The organism is Altererythrobacter sp. MTPC7 (assembly GCF_042851395.1).
In the GTDB taxonomy this organism is placed as follows: domain Bacteria; phylum Pseudomonadota; class Alphaproteobacteria; order Sphingomonadales; family Sphingomonadaceae; genus CAJXSN01.
The window spans coordinates 43,028-63,512 of record NZ_BTGS01000003.1 but is presented as its reverse complement, the minus strand read 5'-3'; the positions used below and the strand labels follow the sequence as shown (position 1 = coordinate 63,512).

18 protein-coding genes are annotated in these 20,485 nt (G+C 62.9%); 8 read left to right on the top strand and 10 right to left on the bottom strand.

The window, feature by feature from the left end; genetic code table 11:
• Nucleotides 1–49: 49 nt before the first annotated feature.
• From ACGHJ7_RS03540 to ACGHJ7_RS03525, 4 genes are all read left to right on the top strand, one after another.
• Nucleotides 50–823: a YihY/virulence factor BrkB family protein gene (locus ACGHJ7_RS03540; protein ID WP_390474610.1), complete on the top strand. Its 774-nt coding sequence runs from the start codon at nucleotides 50–52 to the stop codon at nucleotides 821–823.
• A 210-nt stretch (nucleotides 824–1,033) separates the two neighbouring features.
• A complete protein-coding gene (locus ACGHJ7_RS03535; RefSeq protein ID WP_390474609.1) occupies nucleotides 1,034–1,567 on the top strand; it encodes a CarD family transcriptional regulator in 534 nt (177 codons plus the stop codon).
• A gap of 126 nt (nucleotides 1,568–1,693) precedes the next feature.
• Nucleotides 1,694–2,674 (top strand): head GIN domain-containing protein, encoded by a 981-nt coding sequence (locus ACGHJ7_RS03530; RefSeq protein ID WP_390474608.1) that lies wholly within the window; start codon nucleotides 1,694–1,696, stop codon nucleotides 2,672–2,674.
• A gap of 102 nt (nucleotides 2,675–2,776) precedes the next feature.
• Nucleotides 2,777–3,100: a hypothetical protein gene (locus ACGHJ7_RS03525; RefSeq protein ID WP_390474607.1), complete on the top strand. Its 324-nt coding sequence runs from the start codon at nucleotides 2,777–2,779 to the stop codon at nucleotides 3,098–3,100.
• A 9-nt stretch (nucleotides 3,101–3,109) separates the two neighbouring features.
• On the opposite strand, the gene ACGHJ7_RS03520 is transcribed toward ACGHJ7_RS03525, so the two are convergent.
• The gene (locus tag ACGHJ7_RS03520; RefSeq protein ID WP_390474606.1) at nucleotides 3,110–4,054 is read right to left on the bottom strand and encodes an L-threonylcarbamoyladenylate synthase; all 945 of its coding nucleotides are present in this window, start codon (nucleotides 4,052–4,054) and stop codon (nucleotides 3,110–3,112) included.
• 64 nt (nucleotides 4,055–4,118) lie between these two features.
• Between ACGHJ7_RS03520 and ACGHJ7_RS03515 the strand changes: the two genes are divergently transcribed.
• On the top strand, nucleotides 4,119–5,861 hold the full coding sequence (locus ACGHJ7_RS03515) for an acyl-CoA dehydrogenase (protein ID WP_390474785.1): 1,743 nt from the start codon (nucleotides 4,119–4,121) through the stop codon (nucleotides 5,859–5,861).
• Nucleotides 5,862–5,890: 29 nt separating this feature from the next.
• Here ACGHJ7_RS03515 and ACGHJ7_RS03510 read toward each other — a convergent pair whose 3' ends face one another.
• Nucleotides 5,891–7,354: a PQQ-dependent sugar dehydrogenase gene (locus ACGHJ7_RS03510; protein ID WP_390474605.1), complete on the bottom strand. Its 1,464-nt coding sequence runs from the start codon at nucleotides 7,352–7,354 to the stop codon at nucleotides 5,891–5,893.
• 88 nt (nucleotides 7,355–7,442) lie between these two features.
• Here ACGHJ7_RS03510 and ACGHJ7_RS03505 point away from each other — a divergent pair, with 88 nt between their 5' ends.
• Complete coding sequence (locus tag ACGHJ7_RS03505; RefSeq protein ID WP_390474604.1) at nucleotides 7,443–7,925, top strand: GAF domain-containing protein; 483 nt, start codon at nucleotides 7,443–7,445, stop codon at nucleotides 7,923–7,925.
• A 166-nt stretch (nucleotides 7,926–8,091) separates the two neighbouring features.
• The gene (locus ACGHJ7_RS03500; protein ID WP_390474603.1) at nucleotides 8,092–9,090 is read left to right on the top strand and encodes a hypothetical protein; all 999 of its coding nucleotides are present in this window, start codon (nucleotides 8,092–8,094) and stop codon (nucleotides 9,088–9,090) included.
• Between the two features lie 21 nt (nucleotides 9,091–9,111).
• Here the strand turns inward: ACGHJ7_RS03500 and ACGHJ7_RS03495 are convergent, their stop codons facing one another.
• From ACGHJ7_RS03495 to mnmG, 7 genes are all read right to left on the bottom strand, one after another.
• A complete protein-coding gene (locus ACGHJ7_RS03495; RefSeq protein ID WP_390474602.1) occupies nucleotides 9,112–11,859 on the bottom strand; it encodes a collagen binding domain-containing protein in 2,748 nt (915 codons plus the stop codon).
• 46 nt (nucleotides 11,860–11,905) lie between these two features.
• Nucleotides 11,906–12,742: a molecular chaperone gene (locus tag ACGHJ7_RS03490; RefSeq protein ID WP_390474601.1), complete on the bottom strand. Its 837-nt coding sequence runs from the start codon at nucleotides 12,740–12,742 to the stop codon at nucleotides 11,906–11,908.
• 200 nt (nucleotides 12,743–12,942) lie between these two features.
• A complete protein-coding gene (locus ACGHJ7_RS03485) occupies nucleotides 12,943–13,584 on the bottom strand; it encodes a DUF4402 domain-containing protein (RefSeq protein ID WP_390474600.1) in 642 nt (213 codons plus the stop codon).
• Between the two features lie 199 nt (nucleotides 13,585–13,783).
• Nucleotides 13,784–14,773: a ParB/RepB/Spo0J family partition protein gene (locus tag ACGHJ7_RS03480; protein ID WP_390474599.1), complete on the bottom strand. Its 990-nt coding sequence runs from the start codon at nucleotides 14,771–14,773 to the stop codon at nucleotides 13,784–13,786.
• Entirely contained in the window at nucleotides 14,770–15,546 is a 777-nt protein-coding gene (locus tag ACGHJ7_RS03475) for a ParA family protein (RefSeq protein ID WP_390474598.1), read from the bottom strand. The genes ACGHJ7_RS03480 and ACGHJ7_RS03475 overlap by 4 nt, the downstream gene beginning before the upstream one ends.
• Nucleotides 15,543–16,172: a 16S rRNA (guanine(527)-N(7))-methyltransferase RsmG gene (rsmG, locus tag ACGHJ7_RS03470; protein ID WP_390474597.1), complete on the bottom strand. Its 630-nt coding sequence runs from the start codon at nucleotides 16,170–16,172 to the stop codon at nucleotides 15,543–15,545. The genes ACGHJ7_RS03475 and rsmG overlap by 4 nt, the downstream gene beginning before the upstream one ends.
• Nucleotides 16,169–18,028, bottom strand: coding sequence for a tRNA uridine-5-carboxymethylaminomethyl(34) synthesis enzyme MnmG (mnmG, locus tag ACGHJ7_RS03465; RefSeq protein ID WP_390474596.1), 1,860 nt, complete (start codon nucleotides 18,026–18,028; stop codon nucleotides 16,169–16,171). Before mnmG ends, rsmG begins: the two co-directional genes overlap by 4 nt.
• 923 nt (nucleotides 18,029–18,951) lie before the next feature.
• Here mnmG and ACGHJ7_RS03460 point away from each other — a divergent pair.
• The gene (locus ACGHJ7_RS03460; protein ID WP_390474595.1) at nucleotides 18,952–19,479 is read left to right on the top strand and encodes a DUF4760 domain-containing protein; all 528 of its coding nucleotides are present in this window, start codon (nucleotides 18,952–18,954) and stop codon (nucleotides 19,477–19,479) included.
• On the opposite strand, the gene ACGHJ7_RS03455 is transcribed toward ACGHJ7_RS03460, so the two are convergent.
• On the bottom strand, nucleotides 19,476–20,429 hold the full coding sequence (locus ACGHJ7_RS03455) for an IS1595 family transposase (RefSeq protein WP_390474594.1): 954 nt from the start codon (nucleotides 20,427–20,429) through the stop codon (nucleotides 19,476–19,478). The two genes, ACGHJ7_RS03460 and ACGHJ7_RS03455, sit on opposite strands and share 4 nt — an antisense overlap.
• Between the last annotated feature and the right edge of the window lie 56 nt (nucleotides 20,430–20,485).

Below are 20,485 nucleotides of genomic sequence, written 5' to 3'. Positions count from 1 at the left end.
CCGGCCGCGCTTTCGCGGAACCGGTGCCCTGCCCGTCAATTGAACGGGCATGCTGTCCCACCTGAAGAATGCCGCAGGCCGTCCGTATATCGGTCTCGCCGCGGCGGGTATCGCCTATTACACGTTCCTGGCCATGGTCCCGCTGATTGCCAGCGCGGTCCTGATTTTCGGCATCTGGGCCGACCCCGCCACCATCGGATCGCAGGTCGATGCCGTGGCGCAATTGCTGCCGGGGGCAGCGGGCGAGCTGGTCGGAACGGAGATGCTGGAAATCGCAGCGGGCGACGATACCGCGCAGGGATTCGGCCTCGTCCTTGCCATCGCTCTTTCGCTGGTTGCAGCGCGCGGTGCGGCCATGGCGGTTATCGACGGGCTGGACCTTGCCTATCGCGCGGAAGACAAACGGAGTTTCATCCGGCGAAACGCGCTGGCACTGGGAATCACCGTGGCAGGTATTCTGGGCTTGGGCCTGATCGCGCTCGCCATAGGATATGCCGGGTTCACCGACGGAATCCTCTCGAGTGTCATCTCCTATTTTCTCCTGTTCGTTGCTGTCCTTCTGGGTGCGGCCCTTCTGTACCGCCGGGCACCCGACCGGCATCGTCCGCACTGGAAGAAGACCCTGCCGGGCGCGGCCCTCTTCGCCGCCGCATGGCTGGTCGGCACGGCGGGGTTCGGGACCTATGTGGCAAATTTCGGCAATTACGATGCGACCTACGGATCGCTGGGTGCGATAGTAATCCTGCTGACCTGGATCTGGCTCAGCGCCTATCTTCTCTTGCTCGGTGCGGCCTTCAATTCGTCACGGCAGGGTATCGACTGACCCTCGGTTTGCCGCCAGCCGCCGACGACTCGCAATTTTCTTGCAACTGTGCTATATAATGCAACAACTGCCGGGGTGATGCCCCGCGCAGATGGTTAGGTTGAAAGGCAGGATCCCCCGACATTCCAGAAATCGCCGTTTGTCGCATCACCGCGGCACGAGGGTTTCTGAACGCGTCCCGGCGACCCGGCCCGATTGAAAGGATTACGCATGGCAGCCAAGGCTACCGCCTTCGATGTTGGCGATTACGTTGTCTATCCCAAGCACGGCGTGGGCCGTGTGATCGAACTTCAGAACGAAGAAATCGCCGGGATGCAGCTGGAACTTTACGTCCTGCGTTTCGAAAAAGAGCGCATGACGCTGCGCGTCCCCACCAACAAGGTCGAATCGATCGGCATGCGCAAGCTGTCGAGCGACAAGACGCTGAAGGAAGCGATGGAAACGCTGAAGGGAAAGCCCAAGGTCAAGCGTACCATGTGGAGCCGCCGCGCACAGGAATACGAAGCGAAGATCAATTCGGGCGGGCTGGTCTCGATCGCCGAAGTGACCCGCGACCTGTTCCGCCCGGACGACCAGCCGGAACAGAGCTATTCCGAGCGCCAGATCTTCGAAGCGGCCTCCAGCCGCCTGGCCCGCGAACTCGCTGCGATGGAGAAAACGGACGAGCCGACCGCGCTCGAGAAGATTCTCGACATCCTGCGCGAGCATGCGCCGCAATATTACGAGAACGCCGAAGAGGGCTGATTTCGCCCAACCGGCATTTGCCATCGACGAAGGGCCATCCCGAAAAGGGGTGGCCCTTCTGCCATGACCTTGCGAGACGTCTCCCAGCGTATTATAACGCTAACACACTTTGGACGGGAGAATGTCATGCTCACCAGCCTTTTGAAAAAGCTCGCCCCGGTTGCAGCGATCATCGCCGCCTCCGCCAGTGCCGGATGCGACGGCCTCGATATTTCCATCGGAGATGACGACGGGGTGCCGCTGGCCGAACTCGACATGGGCGGCGATCCCCCGACCGGGATCGTTCTGGCCGGTCCCGACACCGTCATCGTGACCGAGGGCGAATCGCTCGACATCACGGTCGAGGGCGACGAGCAGGCGGTCGATGCCGTCCGCTTTTCCCGCAGCGACGATTCGCTCGCCATCAGCCGGGAAAAGAATGGCTGGGACGAAGGAAAGGCGACCATCCGGGTCACCATGCCCCTGCCCGACAACCTGACGCTGGCAGGCAGTGGCACGATCGAAGTGCCCGGAATGACGGACGCGGCCGAGGCGACGCTCGCCGGGTCCGGCACTGCGCGCCTGGGCCGTGTGTCGACCGACATGCTGGAAGTCACGATCGCGGGATCGGGCACGCTGGAGGCATCGGGTACGACCGAAATGCTGGAGCTGACGATTGCCGGATCGGGCAAGGCGAACATGGCCGGGCTGCGCGCTGAGGCAGCAGAAGTGACGATTGCCGGTTCCGGCGATGCGGAATTCGCGTCCGACGGCTCTGTCGAGGCGACGATCATGGGATCGGGCACGGTCAATGTGAACGGCAATGCGACGTGCGAAGTCAGTTCGATGGGTTCGGGCAAGCTGCGCTGCAAGGGCGGTACGACCGAGGCCTCCCCTTCCGCTGAAGACGAGAGTGCAGAGTCCGCTGCGCCCGAAGCGCCAGCCGCTCCCGCGGAGCCGGAAACCCCCGCAGCGGCAACGGAGACGGCGGGTGCGGCGTCCGACGAAACCGCCAGCCCCGCCCTGCGCGCGGCCCGTGCCGAAGCACGTGCCGCGAGGGCGGAAGCGGTTGCTGCGCGCGCGGAAGCCGATGCGGCCCGCGCAGAGGCCGACGCCGCAGCGGAGTAATTGTCCGTCCGGCGGATATTTTCCCCGTGGTGACCTGCCGGTCATCATGGGGTAAGCCTCGGGCAGGCAGGCAGGCTTTTCCTGCCGCCACGGAGATCCATCATGCCGAGGGCCGTCCTTCTCCTCCCGCTCGCATTTATACTTCAGGGCTGCCTGGCGAAGGCTGCGCTCGACGTGGCGACCCTGCCCGTGAAGGCGGCCAGCCGTGCCGTCGATCTCGCCACCACCAGCCAGTCGGAAGCCGATGAGAAGCGCGGGCGCGAAATCCGCCGCAGGGAAGCCGAACTGGCCAAGCTGGAGCGCCGGTACGAGGAGGAGCGGGAAGACTGCGAGCGAGGCGATGCGGACGCTTGCGAGGATGCACGCGAGACCTACGGCGAGATCGAACGCGTGCTACCCTCGGTCCCCGTTGAACCCACCCGCTAGGCCCTGTTCTCAGGCAGAGGCGCGGCGCAGCCGGTCATTGATCGCGGCGCCCAAGCCTGCGTCAGGGACCGGTGCCACGGCGATGCGCGCATGCGGCGCCTCGGCGGCGCGGTGCAGTCCCGCGTAAAGCCGCGCTGCCGCCTCTGCCAGATCGCCGGTGGGCGAAAGCGACCAGTCCCCTGCCGTCTCGCCGAAGCCCAACAGGAACTCGTCTTCTTTTGCCTCCGCAGCGTTCAGCCGGACAGGTTTCCCCGGGGCATAATGCCTGGCGAGCTGTCCCGGAGCCCTGATCCCGTTCCCTGCATTCTCTGGCGGACTTCCGAGAACTGCAGCGACCTCGTCCGCTGTCACCGGGCCGGGTCGCAGCATGGACCAGCCACCTGACGGCTCCAGCGCCACGATCGTGGACTCCAGGCCCTGCCTGCTTTCCCCGCCATCGAGAATTCCGTCGATCCGGCCATCGAGCGTGGACAGGACATGGCGCGCGCAGGTCGGGCTGACCGTCTCGCTCCTGTTGGCGGACGGGGCTGCCAGCGCATGACCCGTCGCTTCCAGCACTTGCCGCATCACCGGATGCGCCGGGCAGCGCAAGGCCACCGTCGGCAGGCCCGCGGTTACTGCCTGGGCGAGGGGTGCGCCGTCCCGGACGGGCACGACCAGCGTGAGCGGTCCGGGCCAGAAAGTGCTGGCCAGCCGACGTGCCCTTTCGTCCAAGTCGGCAAGAGCCTCTGCCATGGCCATATCGGGGACATGGACAATCAGCGGATTGAACGAGGGGCGGCCTTTCGCCTCGAACACACGGGCGACCGCCTCGGCATCATCCGCCCTTGCAGCGAGGCCATAGACCGTCTCCGTCGGCACGGCGACGATGCGCCCGGCGCGCAGCAAGCTTGCAGCACGGGCGATTCCGTCGCTTTCGGCCGCCAGCCGTTCCGTAGCGTTCTTGCCGTTCATGCCTGTGCGCTATATTCGCGCCCGCAACAATCCAAGCCTTTTCGGACATGAGGAAAGACGCGTGATCCCCTATACCGCCCCCACCCAGGACCAATTGCTCGCCATCAAGGTCAATGCCGGTATCGGCGAACTGGCACAGCACGAACGCTTCGCCGCTGCCGAGGCCGACATGGTCGAGGCGATCGTAGGTGGCATCGGGGAATTCGCAGCCGGGGAATGGGCGCCGCTCAACCGCATAGGCGACCTCGAAGGTGCGAAGCTGGAAAACGGCGTCGTTCGCCTGCCGGACGGCTTCGAGGCCGCGTACAAGGCCTATGTCGAGCAGGGCTGGAACGCGATCGCGGGACCGGTCGACCACGGCGGACAGGGCCTGCCCTTCACCCTAGCCTGCAACGTGCTGGAAAATCTCGGCGCCGCGAATTTCGCCTTCAACCTCCTGCCCATGCTGTCGGTCGGCGCGATCGAGGCGCTGGAGCACCATGGCAGCGATGCGCAGAAGGCGATGTACCTGCCCGATCTCGTGAGCGGTAAATGGTCCGGCACGATGAACCTGACGGAGCCGCAGGCGGGCAGCGATGTCGGTGCCCTTCGTGCGACCGCCACCCCCATCGGAGAGGGCGAACATGCGGGCAAATGGTCGATCAAGGGGCAGAAGATCTACATCACCTGGGGCGATCACGAACTGGCGGAGAACATCATCCACCTCGTCCTTGCCCGCACACCCGGAGCGCCCGAAGGCAGCCGCGGCATTTCCCTGTTCGTCGTGCCGAAATATCACGTGAACGCCGATGGTTCGCTGGGCGCCCGCAACGATCTGCGCCCCGTCAGCCTGGAGCACAAGCTGGGCATCAACGCATCGCCCACCTGCGTGATGAGCTACGGTGACAACGACGAATGTATCGGCGAGATGGTCGGCGACGAAAACCGCGGTCTGGCCGCCATGTTCACGATGATGAACAATGCGCGCATCAATGTAGGCGCGCAGGGCGTGCAGGTGGGTGAGCGCGCGACGCAGCAGGCGATGGGTTATGCCCGCGAGCGTATCCAGTCCGCCCGCGCCGGTTCGCCGGACAAGTCGCCCGTCGCCATCCTGGAACATCCCGATGTGCGCCGCATGCTGCTGCGCATGAAGGCACTGACCGAAGGCATGCGTGCCCTGCTCTATTACACGGCAGGGCAGGTCGATCGCGGTACGCTGGGCGATGAAGCCGCAAAGATGCGAGCCGAAGTGCTGGTACCGATGCTGAAGGCGTGGGCGACCGATACCGGTGTCGATGTCGCCAGCATCGGCGTGCAGATCCATGGCGGCATGGGCTTCGTCGAGGAAACCGGTGCCGCCCAGCATTACCGCGATGCACGGATCGCACCGATCTACGAAGGCACCAACGGCATTCAGGCCGCCGACCTCGTGACGCGGAAGCTGGGCCTTGCCGATGGCGAGGCGCTGATCTCGCTGTTCGAGGACATCGCCCGCGACGCAGCGGACGAGCCGGCCCTGTTCGCTCTTGCCGGCGACTGTGCAGCGATTGCCCGCTGGATGCGCGAGGATGCCAGTCTCGACGACCGGCTTGCCGGAAGCGTGCCGTTCACTGAAATGGCAGCCATCGCCGTGACGGCGTGGCAGTTGATGCAGCAGGCTAGCGCGGTCGAGAGCGGCGAAGCCCCGGCACTCGCCAAGAGCAAGCCTGTGACCACCCGCTATTTTCTCGACCACATCGTGCCCGAGGCTGCAGGCCTGAAGGCCGCGGCTACCGCCGGGGCGGACCTGCTCTATACGCTCGACGCGGACGCGCTGACCGGCACCTGATCGGCCGGTCACGCGCGCATCGCGGAGGCTCAGTTCCCGAGCGGGGAAACCTCGCGTGCGAATTCCTCTGAGAAGCTGGCGGCCGGATCGCCGGTCAGTTCGCGCTGCGGTCTCAGCGATCCGCGCTGCTGGCGCTCGATCGCGGCGGCAGGTGCGGCGCCGGGGGCGATGACGCGCCATACGATGCCGGCGGTATCGTCCGTGACCAGCAGCGAACCGTCCTGCGCCCATTCGACCCAGGTCGGGCGGCCCTTGGTCGTGCCATCGTCGTTCAGGAAACCGGTCAGGACGGGTTGCGGCTTGCCCTGCGGGTTGCCCCGCTCGTCGAAAGCCACATAGACCACGTCGTAGCCCGATGGCGGCTTGCGGTTCCAAGAGCCGTGCCGCGCGATGAAAGCGCCCCGGCCGAACGCCTCACCCATACGGTTGCCTTCCGCGCTGAACACAAGGCCCAGCGCAGCGACGTGGGGTCCCATCGCATATTCCGGGCGGCGGGCATATTCGGTCAGGTAGGCGGGCATCGGGGCCTCTACCCGTTCGTCGATATTGCTCTTCCAGTAGACCCACGGCCAGCCGTACTGCGCGCCGACCGGGACATTGGTCAGGTAGTCGGGTACCAGGTCGCCGCCCAGCATGTCGCGCTCGTTCACGGTGGTCCACAATTCGCCCGACATCGGGTTCCAGTCGAGGCCGTTGGGATTGCGCAGGCCGACCGCAAATTGCCGCTGGCTGCCGGATTCGATGTCGTATTCCCAGATCATGGCGCGGCCTTCCTCGACCTCCATGCCCTTCTCGCCGACATTGCTGACGGAACCGACCGCGACGTACAGCTTCGTTCCTTCGGGGTTGAGTTCGATATTGCGCATCCAGTGACCGCCGCCCGGCGGCAGGTCCATCAACTTGCGCGGATTGCCGGAGACTGCGCTTTCGCCCAGTTCGTAATCGAAGGCGAGCAGCGCATCGTGATTGGCGACGTAGAGCTTACCGTCGTTCCACGCCATGCCGGACGGGGAATCGAGATCGTCCGCAATGACCTGCCGCACGTCCGCGGCGCCATCGGCATCCGTATCGCGCATCAGGACGACCTGGTTCGCCGATTCGCCGGTAGCACCGGCGCGGCTCATCAAAAGGTTGGATATCCAGCTCATGAAACCGCCGCTGCCTTCCTTCGCCGGAGCCCGGGTCAGCGTTACCAGAATATCGCCATTGGGCAGCGCGTACAGGATGCGGGGGTGATCGAGCCCGTCGGCGAAACGCTGCACGACCAGTCCCTCGGCCGCATCCGGCAATTCGCCATCCTGCCAGCCCACCGGCTCTGCAATCGCAACGGTCGGCAGCAATCCGCCATCGGGCTCGGTCAGTTCTGGGTCGGTCCCGGCCACGGCGTCGACCGAAAGATCGGCCGTATTGCCGCGCAGGAGGAAGAACAGGACCACCCCGACGAGGAGGAGGATCCCAAGGATGGCGAGGAGGATCTTGCGACGAGTGCTCATGGCGTCAGCGTTAGGCATAGCCGCCCTTTCCCGCAATGGGGCACATGGTCCTCGCCATTCGCGGCGCGCGTGGGCTAAGGGACGCGCCATGTACGATTTTGCACCCGATACGGGTTCCAGCCCCGAAGAACGCTATCGCCAGCTTGGCGAAGCTGCCTCTGCCCTGATCGAAGGGGAAAGCGACGCGGTCGCCAACATGGCCAACCTTGCAGCGCTGCTGTGGGAGTTCATTCCGCGCATGAACTGGGCGGGTTTCTACCGCATGGTGGACGGCGAACTCGTACTGGGGCCGTTCGTGGGCAGGCCGGCCTGTATCCGGATTCCGGTCGGCCAAGGCGTATGCGGCGCGGCAGCCGCGACGGGCGAGACCCAGCTTGTGCCAGATGTCCATGCCTTTCCCGGACACATCGCCTGCGATGCCGTCACGCGTTCGGAAGTGGTCGTGCCGGTTATTCGTGACGGCAAGGTAATCGCGGTCATCGATTGCGATAGTCCGGAGGATGCCCGTTTCGAAGACGCCGATGCGCGCGGGCTGGAGGCTTTGGCCGAGCGGATCGCTCCGCATATCTGACGCCGAAAAAACGCCCTGACGTCTTCGCCCCGTTTCCGCCCCGAAACGGGACACGGGCCGTGCATCCCCCTGACTCCGGGGAACACGATGGTAGATTTTCCCTTAACGACAGGCGTGCCCCCGGTATCGGGATCAAGTATCGCCGCTGTCCAAGGGGAACTGGAACATGAAAATCCGCCACAGCTTCGTCGCATCGACCGCCATGGTCGCCGTTGCCGCCACAACGCCGGCCCTCGCCGCGCAGGAAATGAGCTACGAGCAGGACACGTACGAATTCGCACAGCCCCTGCCCGCCGGCGAAGTGCAGCCGATCTTCACGAGCGAGCCGGTCGTCCAGTCCGTCCCGGCACGTGTCGCACCGCCAGCCTTAACCGAGGTTTACGAGCGCGAGGTCGAGATCGAGGCGCCCACCGGCTATCACGGCGCGCCCGAGGTCGAGGTGATCCACCAGCCGGGTCATGCCTATCCGGCTGCGCCTGACTATCCGGTGGCGCATCATTCCGGTCCGCAGGCGCCTGTTCACCGTGCGCCGGCCAATCCCGTAAATACCTACCCCGCCCAGCATCATGCCGCACCGCATCATACCGCACAGCAGGTCCATGGCGGCCCGCCCCTCCCGTCCGAAATGGCTTTCGACCGCACCGGATGGCTCGATGCGTGCGAGGACGAACTGCGTGTCCGCAAGGAACGGGGTGCTGCAGGCGGTGGCCTGCTCGGCGCGATTGCCGGCGGCATCATCGGTAATCGCGTGGCCGACGGCGAACGCCTGGGCGGAACGCTGCTGGGCGCAGGCCTTGGCGGGATCGCCGGTGCCGCTATCGGATCGGCGATCGGGTCGGCGGTACGCGGCAACCCTTATCTGCGCGAGTGCAAGGCATATCTCGAAAACTGGGAGCGCGGCGGATACGGACAGGCAGGCTACGGCCAGTATTACGGACATCAGGCCTATGGCTACGGCTACACCTACATGCCGGGCGTCGCCTACGTCACCACGCACCAGCTCGAGCGGCCGGTCGTCCGTGAAATCGTGACCGAAGAATGGGTCGATGTCCCGGTGGAGCACTACGAATACGAGACCGTGGTCGAGCATCAGCCGGTGCACCGCCCGGTCCAGTACATCAAACAGAAGCCGGTCCGCCAAGTGAAGTACCGCAAGGGCAAGTAAGACCCCGGCGCTGTCTCCGGATCAGGAACCGGGTGCCGCCTCCTCCGCGATTTCGCCACCGGCGATCGTGGTCGGCAGCCCCGCTTCCAGCTTTATCGTCCCGAGGCGCGTGATCTCGTCGGGCTTGCCGACGGTGACGCCTGTTTCCAGCACGCTCTTGACCTCCAGGCGGCGGGCCATGCCCGGCGCAATACGGAGCCGGTAGGTGCCGTAGGGAACGCCGTCGAACAGGAAGAACCCGTCGAACTCGCTGATCGTCTCTGCGATCACCGCCCCGCGCGCATCGACCAGTTCCAGTTGTACGCCCTGCATTTCGTAACCGCTGGTCGATAACAGCAGCCCCTCGACCTCGCCGGAGCGGCCGACCGGCAGCTCGACTTCCAGCGGTACGCCCGGTCGCGGGACGATGACCATGCCGGTGGAGGCGGGCGTCAGGTAAGGATCGCCAAGGGACCCTTCGTCCAGTCGGACGAGGACGGGCTTGTATGGCGTAAGACCGTCGATCACCGTGCGCCCGTCTTCGTTAGTCGGCACCTGGCTGATACGCATCCCTGCAGCGGCATCGACATCGGGCAGCAGCGGTTCATCACCGTCCCGGATCCCGTTACCGTTCTCGTCGAGGAACACCTTAACCACGGCCTGCCCGCGGCGGGCGATCCGCTCGTTGGTGACACGTACCCCGCCATTGGCCGGGTCGGGGCCCAGCGAGAAGGCTAGCGACAGGCCGGCACCGATCGTACCCGCCGTGCTGTAGGAGGCATTGGCCGACAGCGCGAACTTGTCGAAAAGATGCGTGTAGCCAAGATTGAAGAAGCCCGTTTCGCTCCGCGGCAGGTAGTCCGCATTGACCGACAGGTCCGAACGCTCGGTCAGGCGCTTGCGCGTGGACAGGCGGACGGACCGCAGACCCGGATCTTCGCCCGCCAGGCCGATTTCCGCCGTGCCGCGTACCCGCAGGCCGAACACGCGCGCATTGGCGAGGACCTTCAATTCGGTATCGGTATCGATGCCCTCCTCCAGCGATTGCTCTACCACGCGGTGCGCAAGCTGGCTTGTTACATTCAACCCCTTGATATTAAAGGATGTTGACCCGCTGAACTGGGTCGCAGACCGCCCATCCCGCAACGTTGTGCGGGCGACCGAAGCCTGCAATGGCAGGGTGAGCCTGCCAAGCCGCAGCGACGTATCGGCTCGCAGGCTGACCTGGTGGGCCGTGCCCGGCGCCACGAATTCGCTTTCATATCCGCCGTTTATCCAGAGGACATCGGTCCCGAGGTTGAATCGCCCGACCCGGCCGGCCGCAGCAAGCCGCGTGGCAAATGCGCCGTCTTCATCGGCTGCTCCCGTCGCCTCCACCTGCCACGCCCCCTGGGTGCGGGTCAGGGTCGCTTCGGCGAAGTTTTTACGCCGTCCTCGCAGGAACACACTGTGGAAGCCTCCGGAAACGCTGGTCTGCTGGTCGATGCCATGCTCGAACCCGACGCCAAGACGCCACGGTCCGCGCTGCTGGCCCGCGATTTCTGGAACGGAGCCGATCTCGATCAGGCTCTTGTTATCCTGCAAGGCGTGGGCCCAGTAATAGGTCTTGCCCGGTTCGATAGTATTGTAACCGACCGGCTGGGATACGCGTTCGCGTTTTTCCTGCCCTTGTGGGCCGTAGAGCACGATCTCGAACTCGTTACGTCCGTAATAAAGTTCCACATCTTCGAATTCGTAACGTCCGTCCCGCGCCTCTGCCTGGAAAGCGATCAGCTGCCCGTTGCGGTAGAGCTCGGCGTCCCAGCCCACCGGCAACGTCCCGCGCAGAACCGTGGTGGAGAAGAGGTTGGAACGCCCCAGGGGCTGGTTGGACACATACAGCCCCCGCCCGATCCCCCCGAACGCCGTCAGACGACCCTGCTCGCCTGTCACGTCGCCGGCAATCACCTGCGTCGCCTTGAGGGGTCCAAGAAGATTGGCATCCGGATCCTGCCGAAAGGCCCGTACGCGCACCGTATTGGGCACGAAATTGTTGTCCGAGGCTACTCGCGCCTCGATACTGGCACCAAGAGCCTCTCCGGAGGCGAACAGCTCGTAGCGGCCATTGGCATTCGTGCCCCCTCCCTTTGCGTGACGCACATCGGTACGCGCAACAACGTCGACCGATGGCGTGCGCCACACACGGTAATCGGCATCGGCACGGGGGTATTCCGACAGGTCGAAGCTGGCCTTTCGCGGACGAAGTCGCGCCGCGCGACTTCTGCGCTCGATCGCTTCCAGAAACGGCAGTTTCCGGTCGCTTTCGAGCGACACGATGGAATTGTAGATGTCCGGCCGGAAGGTTACGCCGAACCAGCGCGACAGGGCCTGCACCTCGACACACCACCCCTCCGGCGTATCGATGATGTCGCCAGCCACGGGCGCTTGACCATTGTTCACGTTTTGTACCGTACCGGCTTCGCGGTCGAGTGCGAAGGATTGGTCTTCCGAGAACAGCCAGCCGGTTGCGCGGCGCGACTTCTTGTCGAGTCGCACGGGAAGATCGAGAGACTGAATGACGTCGGCCAGATCGAGGCAGACGTCGTCGCCGTCGTTGAATTGATATCCGCGGATATCCAGCGGCATCGCATAACTGCCGACCCGCATCTGCAGCATCAGGAAGTCGTCTTCGCTTACCGCGAAAGCGCCATTTCCGTCCTGCGCTGATGCCGGTGACGCCATAACGCCGGAAAGCGCCGCCGCGATAGCCGCGACGGCGCCTGATTTCCGGAAGAAGGAGCGGACCGACATCGAATTTCAGACCTTGCGAAGGCTCCGCCCCGCGTCAGGAGCTTTCTCAGCCCAGATCCGCTTCGATCGACGCAATCACATCGCCACCGCGCTCCGGCGGTTCACGATATTCGAGACGAACCGGGCCGCGCAGGGCTGCGGCCTGCTCCTCGTCGAGCACGACGGTCACCAGGCGCCGGTCAAGTTCCGTGTAGACGGCAACCCCGCGGGCGAGGAACATCGGCTCGCCCCGGGCCGGGACGGCCACCAGATCGCCGAAGGTCGATGCATCGCCCGACCGGTCGATGGCGAAGGTAAGGACCGGGCGCCCGTCGCCGGTCTGCAGCACGCGAAGATCCTGTAATGCGGCCTGCGCCTCGACCTGGCCATGACGCACGATCAGCGGAATGGTCACGCCGTAGATGGGGATCAGCTTGACCGACAGACCCTCCGCCGGCGCGCCGTCCGACACGGCAGGGCGCGGCTTCGGAATAGCCTTGAACGAGAGATGCACGCGATATTCGCCATCCGGGAGATCCGTTGCCGGGCGTGCGGCGATGCGTACCGACTGCGGCTGCCCGGGCGGCAGCTTGATGCGGCGGGGTGCGTAGCGAACCATCGACAAGGCGGCCTGCTCCAGGGCATTGGCCTCCTCGTTCGAAACTTCGACCAGGTTTCCATCGGGCCCCATGCGCCGGAGAACGAGACCGATTCGGTACGTCGCTTCCTCGCTGCCGATATTGCTCAGGACGACCTGTGCCCCGCGGCGACCGTCCAGGATTACGCGAGTCGGGGCGACCAGCAGATCTCCCTGCGCCTGCGCGGCCGTCGGGACCATCGCGGCTCCCGCAAGCAAAGTCGCAGTGGCGAGCCGGGTTGCGTGACGGGCGATATGCTTCAGCATCGGATGAGGACTCCTTGCGCCAGCGCCCCCGCGGCGCCGGCTGGTTCGATCCAAAATCTATGCGAAGAGGGTTAACAGCCCGCTAAGAGGCGGCGGTGCGGGTTGGCAACATATTATGAAAAGACGGAATTCCTGGATGACCAACGCAAAGAGGCCGCGCGCTTTCCAGCGCACGGCCCCCGAATTCGATCAGAGATCGATTAGTTGTAGTTCACTTCGACAGTGAAGGTGTGCTCGTAAAGGCCCGGCTCCTGGCCAGCTGCCAGGGCGATCGAACCGCCGACCGGGAAGGTGGCCGTACCGCCGGTGAGCAGGACGCCGTCATACTGCACGAACAGCGGGTCGCCGGAAATCGGGTCGACAGCCGGGAGACCGCTGACCGGGTCGAGGACCGGCGTCGCCGAATCGAGCTTCGCATTGGTTTCGAATTCGGTGATGTCGATCGTGTGGACGGGGTTCACACCGTCATCATATTCCAGTTCGCCAACCGTGGCAGCGGCGTCGGGCAGCGTGATGCTGACAGCCTTGCCGTCCGAACCGGTCACTTCGAATTCGGCGACATCGGTAGCACCGGCGCAAACGAACGAAGCGGCGGGGCAGGTGGCTGCGCTACCGTCGGACGGTACGGTCACGGTGCCGGCACCCAGAACGATGATCGAACCGAAGTCCAGCGAGGTGCCAGCGACGTTGGTGAGCGTCAGGCCAGCAAGAATTTCGGCGCGCGCATCGGCGTCGGCCTGGTTTGCGTTCGGATCGCCTGCGGTCTGCGCCATGGCAGGCATGGCAGCGAAAGCGACAGCGGCGATTGCAGTGCTGGCCGCACCGCGGAAAAACATTTTCATGAGAGATAGTCCCTTTTTTGATTTGGTCTTCAGTTGTCCCAGTGCGGGGACAACCAGCGACCGACCCCGCCGGACGGGTCTCATTCCGTCCGTGGCCTCTAGGTAGGACTACCGAGTAAGGGTTTTATTTGCGGACGTGGTTAACGCGTGAACGGTCTTGCGTTAACGATTTCACGCGGTTTGTCTGGAATTTAGTGAGTTAGATGTCCCCGCCCGTCAGGCGCTGGCATATCAGATCCAGCTGATCGAGCGTTTTGTATCGGATCGTGACCATGCCCGTGCGGGGGTCGGTGTCCGTTTTGATACGTACCGAGAGTCCGAGGAACTCTTCCAGATGCCGTTGGACAGCGGCGATATCGGCGTCCTTCACGGGATCGCGCGACGGCACGTTTGCCTTTCCGGGTTTCGCGGGAGCTCCGCCCTCCCCCTTGGCCAGTTGCTCCACTTCTCGAACGGACAGTGATTTACGGACCGCCGTCTGCGCCAGGGTTACCGCATCGTCATGGCCAATCAGCGCACGCGCATGGCCCATGGAAAGCTTGGCTTCCTCGACAAGGCCGATCACGTCTTCCGGCAGGGACAGGAGGCGCTGGAGGTTCGCCACATGGCTGCGCGACTTGTCGACCATGGTCGCGATATCGTTCTGGCTCAGTCCCTCTTCGTCGGCGAGCTTCTTGTAAGCGCGCGCTTCCTCGATCGGATTAAGGTCGACGCGCTGGAGGTTCTCGATCAGGGCCAGGGCCATGATCTCACGCTTGTCCAGATCGCGGACGATGGCGGGAATTTCATGCAGCCGGGCCTTTTGCGTCGCACGCCAGCGGCGCTCACCCGCGACAAGCTGGTACCGGCCACCGGCAATCGGGCGAACGATGATGGGCTGGATGACCCCGCGCTGCGCAATCGAGGCAGCAAGCTCGGCCAAGGCCTGTTCGTCGAAATGCGTTCGCGGTTGCCCCGGAAGCGGCTCGATGGAAGCGACCGGAATGGACGACAGCCCCCCGCGCGGCGATGTTTCACGTGGAACATCGCCTTCCCCCGCAGCTCGCTGCTCGCGATCGCTGGTGACAAGCGGCTCTTCTCGCCGCGTTTCGCCAAGAAGCGCACCGAGACCCTTTCCCAGCTTCTTCTTGCGGTCAGCGGGGCTGCGCGGCACGGGCGACAGATAGATGGGATCGTCCGAGTTGCTCATGCTGCCTTCCTCTCTTCAGGGAGCCGCCCGATGAGTTCTCTCGCCAAGCCCATATACGCCTTGCTGCCCGCACAGGAGTGATCATAGACCAGTGCCGGCAAGCCATGGCTTGGAGCCTCGGACAGCCGGACATTTCGCGGTATGACGGTTTTGAACACGAGCTTCCCGAGGACTTCCCGAACGTCGTCCGCCACCTGGTCGGTCAGGCGATTGCGGCGATCGAACATGGTCAGCGCTACCCCAATGATCCCAAGATCGGGATTGAAACGTTGCTGCACCCGCTCGACCGTTTGCAAGAGCTGGCTCAACCCCTCGAGCGCGAAAAATTCGCATTGCAGGGGAATCAGGAGTGTATTCGCCGCACCAAGGGCGTTCAGGGTCAGGAGACCCAGAGATGGCGGGCAGTCGATAAAGCAGATGTCATGATCGGTATGATCGGCCAGCGCCGCACTGAGCCGGTCCGTCCTGTCTGTGACCGAAACGAGTTCGACCTCTGCCCCGCTCAGATCGACGGTTGCAGGGACGACGTCCAATCCGGGAATAGTGCTCGGCTGGATGCACTCGGAAAGCGGCGCTTGTTCGACGAGCAATTCGTAGCTGGAGTGGACACGATCTTCTCCAGCAACTCCCATGCCCGTCGACGCATTCCCCTGCGGATCCAGATCGATCAGGAGGGTTCGCCAGCCGGTGGCCGCCATTGCAGTGGCAATATTGATGGCGGTCGTCGTTTTCCCGACACCGCCTTTCTGGTTGGCAATGGCAATGGTAATCATGTGCGTGCTCCCGCCTTCACCCTTCCTTTCCCGACGAGAATGGCTGCTTCATCATCGGTAGCGGAGCGTTCCACGTGAAACATGCTTCGCGCCTTTTTGGGAAGGCCCAGCAATTCTTGCGCTGCAGACCGCCCTTTGGGCAAGACCCAATCTGTTCGCGCGGTGGAAAACATTCCTGCAAGGTCGAGCAGTTTCGGCAGTGGCGCGAATGCCCGGGCGGTAATCAGGTCGGCCGGAAACGGCGGAAGAGATTCCAGGCGGCAACCGTGAACCACGCAATTTGTCAGCCCAAGAACAGCCGCAGCGTTCTTCAGCCAGGCGACCCGACGCTTGCGCGATTCAACCAGATGGAGCGTCGCATTGGGCCGCATGATGGCGAGAACGAGACCGGGAAACCCGGCCCCGGCCCCCAGATCCACCCAGTCGCCCGTTTCACGTGAAACGTGATCGACCAGCTGCCCACTGTCGGCAATGTGGCGAGACCAGACCTCGTCCATGGATGGACGCGAGACGAGGTTCTGAAGTTCGTTCTCTTTTCGCAGCAAGACAATCAGGTCGTCCAGCATCGCAAGACGGGACGATGACATTCGCGAGAGGACGAAGGCCCGTGCGTCTTCCTCGGTCACGCTACTTCCTTCGCCAAGCGCTTCGCATGCACCATCAGAACCGCCAGGGCAGCAGGCGTTACGCCCCGAACCCGGCTCGCAGCCGACAAGGTATCGGGGCGGGCCTGCGTCAGTTTCTCGACCATCTCGTTCGAAAGGCCGGGCACGTCACGATAAGCAAAATCGGGTGGCAGCGGGACGTTTTCGCTCGCACGGAGGTCACGCAGTTCCGCATCCTGTCGCTCTAGATAGGGGGCGTAAGCAGCATCCTCGACGATCTCCTGCGCGAGTCCGGCGTCGGCGTCCGAAAGTTCGAATGTTCCACGTGAAACGTGCTGTAGTCCGACGGAAGGAAACCGCAGCCATTCCCTGCCCGTTTTCTTGGTTCCATCATCCCGGATGTCGGCGCCGGCGCTCAAGAGCTCGCGGGATGACAAGTTCCGGGCAAGTACGGCATCGATTTTCGCCCGCTCCCCTTCGCGCTTCGTGAACCATTCGCGCCGTTCCGCACCGACGCACCCCGCCGCAAGCGCCACGGGCGTCAACCGGGTGGCCGAGTTGTTTGCCCTGAGCCGAAGTCGGTACTCCGCGCGGGAGGTCAGCATCCGGTAGGGCTCGCTCACGCCGTGAAGGGTCAGATCATCGACCATCACCGCGATGTAGCTGTTCGACCGGTCGAGCCGAGGCGCTTCCGATCCGCGAATGGCAGAAGCTGCGGAAAGTCCGGCAACCAGCCCCTGTGCCGCGGCCTCTTCGTATCCGGTCGTCCCGTTGATCTGTCCCGCACAGTAAAGACCAGGAACATTCTGCGCCATTAGGCCGCGTGTCAGGGCCCGGGGATCGATATGATCATACTCGACCGCATATCCCGGCACGGCCATGGTCACGTTGGCTAGCCCGTCCATGCTGCGGAGCATGTCGAGCTGCACATCGACCGGCAGCGAAGTGCTTATCCCATTTGGATAGACCATCGGGGTATCTAGCCCTTCAGGCTCCAGGAAGACCTGATGACCGTCCCGATCTGCAAACCGGTGGATCTTGTCCTCGATAGAGGGGCAATAGCGCGGGCCCTGTGCATCGATTGCGCCGGAAAACAGGGGCGATCGGTCAAGGTTTTGCCGGATGATTTCGTGGCTCCGCGCATTCGTACGCGTGATCGCGCAGAAGACTTCGGGGTTTACGCGTCTCTCCGAAAGATCGGACAGGGTCCACCCTTCCCCGTCCGACGGCTGTTCGGGAAGGCTCGCCCAATCGATTGTCCTGCCGTCGAGCCGTGGCGGCGTTCCGGTTTTCAGCCTCGCCATCGGCAAACCGAAATCGCGGACCTGTTGCGCGAGGCGAGTCGCCGACGCTTCACCGATCCGTCCACCTATCAGGATCTCTTCGCCGCGGAACAGCTTTCCGCCAAGGAAGGTACCGGTGCAGAGGACTACCGCGCGCGCATCGATCCGGGTGCCATCCCCGAGGATCACGCCGGAGAGGCATTCGCCCTCCAACTGCAGCGCGGATACCTCGCCTTCGACAATGGTCAGGTTGTCCTGCCGAGCCACGATGTCCTGGACCGCCCTTCGGAACAGTGTCCTGTCGGCCTGGACGCGCGGACCCCACACCGCGCTACCCTTGGATCGGTTGAGCATCCGGTAATGAATCGCAGCCGCATCGGCCGCCCGCGCAATGACACCGTCGAAAGCATCCACTTCGCGAACGAGGTGCCCCTTGCCGAGGCCACCGATGGCGGGATTGCAGCTCATCGCGCCCACAGTGGAGGCGTCGAAGGTAATCAGCGCCGTGCGCACACCTGTTCGGGCCGCTGCACAGACTGCCTCGACCCCCGCGTGACCCCCGCCAACGACGACGATATCGTAGTTTCCGCTCATGCGACTGTTATAGGGACCAAAACGGCCTTCGACACCCGTGTTTCACGTGAAACATCTATTTGCGGCATTATGTAGCAAGCGCACCAAATGAATTATAGGTATAACTGCCCGCAATCCCCTATGTATCGCAGGCGATGGCAGAGACACACGTAATCAGCGCCCTTGTCGATAAGCGCGCCCGCATAGATGGGGAAATTCAAGCCCGCCGATACCAGATCACAAGGCTCGAATTGGAACTGGCGCACATAGACGCGGTGATACGAATGTTTCGGCCAAGCTACGATATTGCCAAGATCGCCACGAAGCGGACGATCAAACGCAGTAAGGCGGGAACGGTGCGAGGCTCCGGCACTAGAGAGGCCGTTACAATCCTGCGAGAGAGCGGAAAGGCGTTAACCACCAGGCAGATCTCCGAACGCATCCTAGAGAAGCGTGGCGAGCCCTATTGCCGTGATACGGTTGCTAAGCTGGGTGTGAATATCCACGGCAGCCTTAGCAGGCGCACTGACGGGGCGATTGTGCGGGATGCGTCCGTATATCCGGCGCGGTGGTCTATAGCGCCGCAGTGAGGGTGTGGTACGGGCCGTCCCACTAGCAGCAGCAGGAAGGTTGCGCTGGCAATGTAGGCGGCTATATTATGCATTGTGTCACCGTTATCACATAGTGCGTTGCACAGTGTCGGCATAGCCATCATATAGCTGCGCCGTAGCAACATTAGCGTTGAAGATAACGCCAACAAACACTAGATTAATTGTCAGACGCCATCAGCGACGCTGCTAAACGCAATCAAATGCGATGCCAAGCTGAAGGGAACCTGCCTGCGAGTTGCACCGTTTGTTAAGCAACGATCGGTTAGGGTTCCAACTAAGAAAGGAGAGACGCAATGCACGTACGTTTTGATAGCTGGGGTGGTCTGAGCTAAATTGCCACCTCTCGTTAGTATAACGCAATCGACGGCCCCCAGCACCCCGCTGGGGGCCGTTTTGATTGCTTCGGTATTTGCGTCAACAATTGCCGTTTGGGGTGTTGTTTCAAGTCGCATTGTCGCACGACGGCGCGCCACGATGGACCATATGGCCGCGACGAATATCGATGATGATATGCTGAGGGCTCAAAAAGAATTTATCCGCTTGGCGAACAAGGCAGGTGGCCTCGCAAAATGGGCTGAACCAAGTAAAGAATCATCAAAAGAAGCTGAGGCAATCCGGCTAGTTCTGAATGATTTCGAACTAATCTCCACCTCAATACAAATGGGGATTATGGATTACAGCCTCTATTATAAATTTTGCCATGGGACGGTTATTAAATATTGGACGGCGGCAGCGCCCTTTGTTCATGCCCTACGCCAGAGGACGGGTTCGACCACCCTATACGAAGAGTTTCAGTGTCTCTACGATTGGGTGAAAGATAACAAGAAACCCAAAGGGGTCTGGCGAAAACAGCTATTTTAGCGCTGCCAGTATCCCGCCCACTGGCGGCTAACTGGCGCTTCCATCGCAGCGCCCGTAAGCGCCATGGCCTGCGAACCGTTGTCCACGCGGCGGTGATCTTCGCGCCATGCAGCTTCGCCAGCATAGGCGTAGAGATACTGACCTGCGATATGGTGATGGGTTCCGATTTCCATGCGGCGCAGCCGGCTGAAATAGCTTTCCGCCTGATTGGTGCAAACGCCTTTGTCCATGAACTGGACCGAGTGATTGACGCGGTGCGTATCCCAGCCAGCGTGCAGCGCATCCCAGCCCGTGCCTTCGTCTGCATGGATGGTGGCGAGCGTGCCAACGTGGTCACGAACGAAGGGGACTGCATCACCCTCATTTGCCACCACGAAAGGAAGGGAGCGCCCACCACGCTCGCGCATGATGACAACGCACTGGCGCTTGCCAGAGCGGTTGTAGGCAAGGCGACGGTCCTTACGGTCGGCCTTGCGGTTTTCCGGCTTCACATAGCCGCCAAAATAGCCGCCATCGATCTCGACAGTGCCGTTCAGCTTCACTTCGCCAAATTCCTGGGCCATCGCTTCGCGCAGCTTGTGGAACAGGACGAAAGCAGTCTTGTATTGCACGTCCAGATCGCGGCTTGCCTGCAATGCGCTCATGCCCTTGGCCCCGTTCACGAACAGGACGATAGCCGCCAGCAAATCGGTGAACGACAGCTTGCGCGAAGCAAAGATCGTGCCGCTGGTGACGCTGAACTGGTGATAGCAGGCGGTGCACTTGTACTTGCGGCGGGTTTTCAGGAAGTAGCTGTCAGCACAGCCGCAACGCGGGCAAACTGCCTCGCCATCGGTTTCCGGCCAGCGCATTTCGCAGAACAGACCGTATGCAGCATCCTCTCCCATGCGGAAGACCTTTGCCAGCGAGAGAGTGCGGGCTTTTGCCGAGAGGAGGAAGTGCTGTGCCATTGTAACTATATCCGTTGCCTATGCATCGTATATAGCGACGATCACGTGTCTTGTAA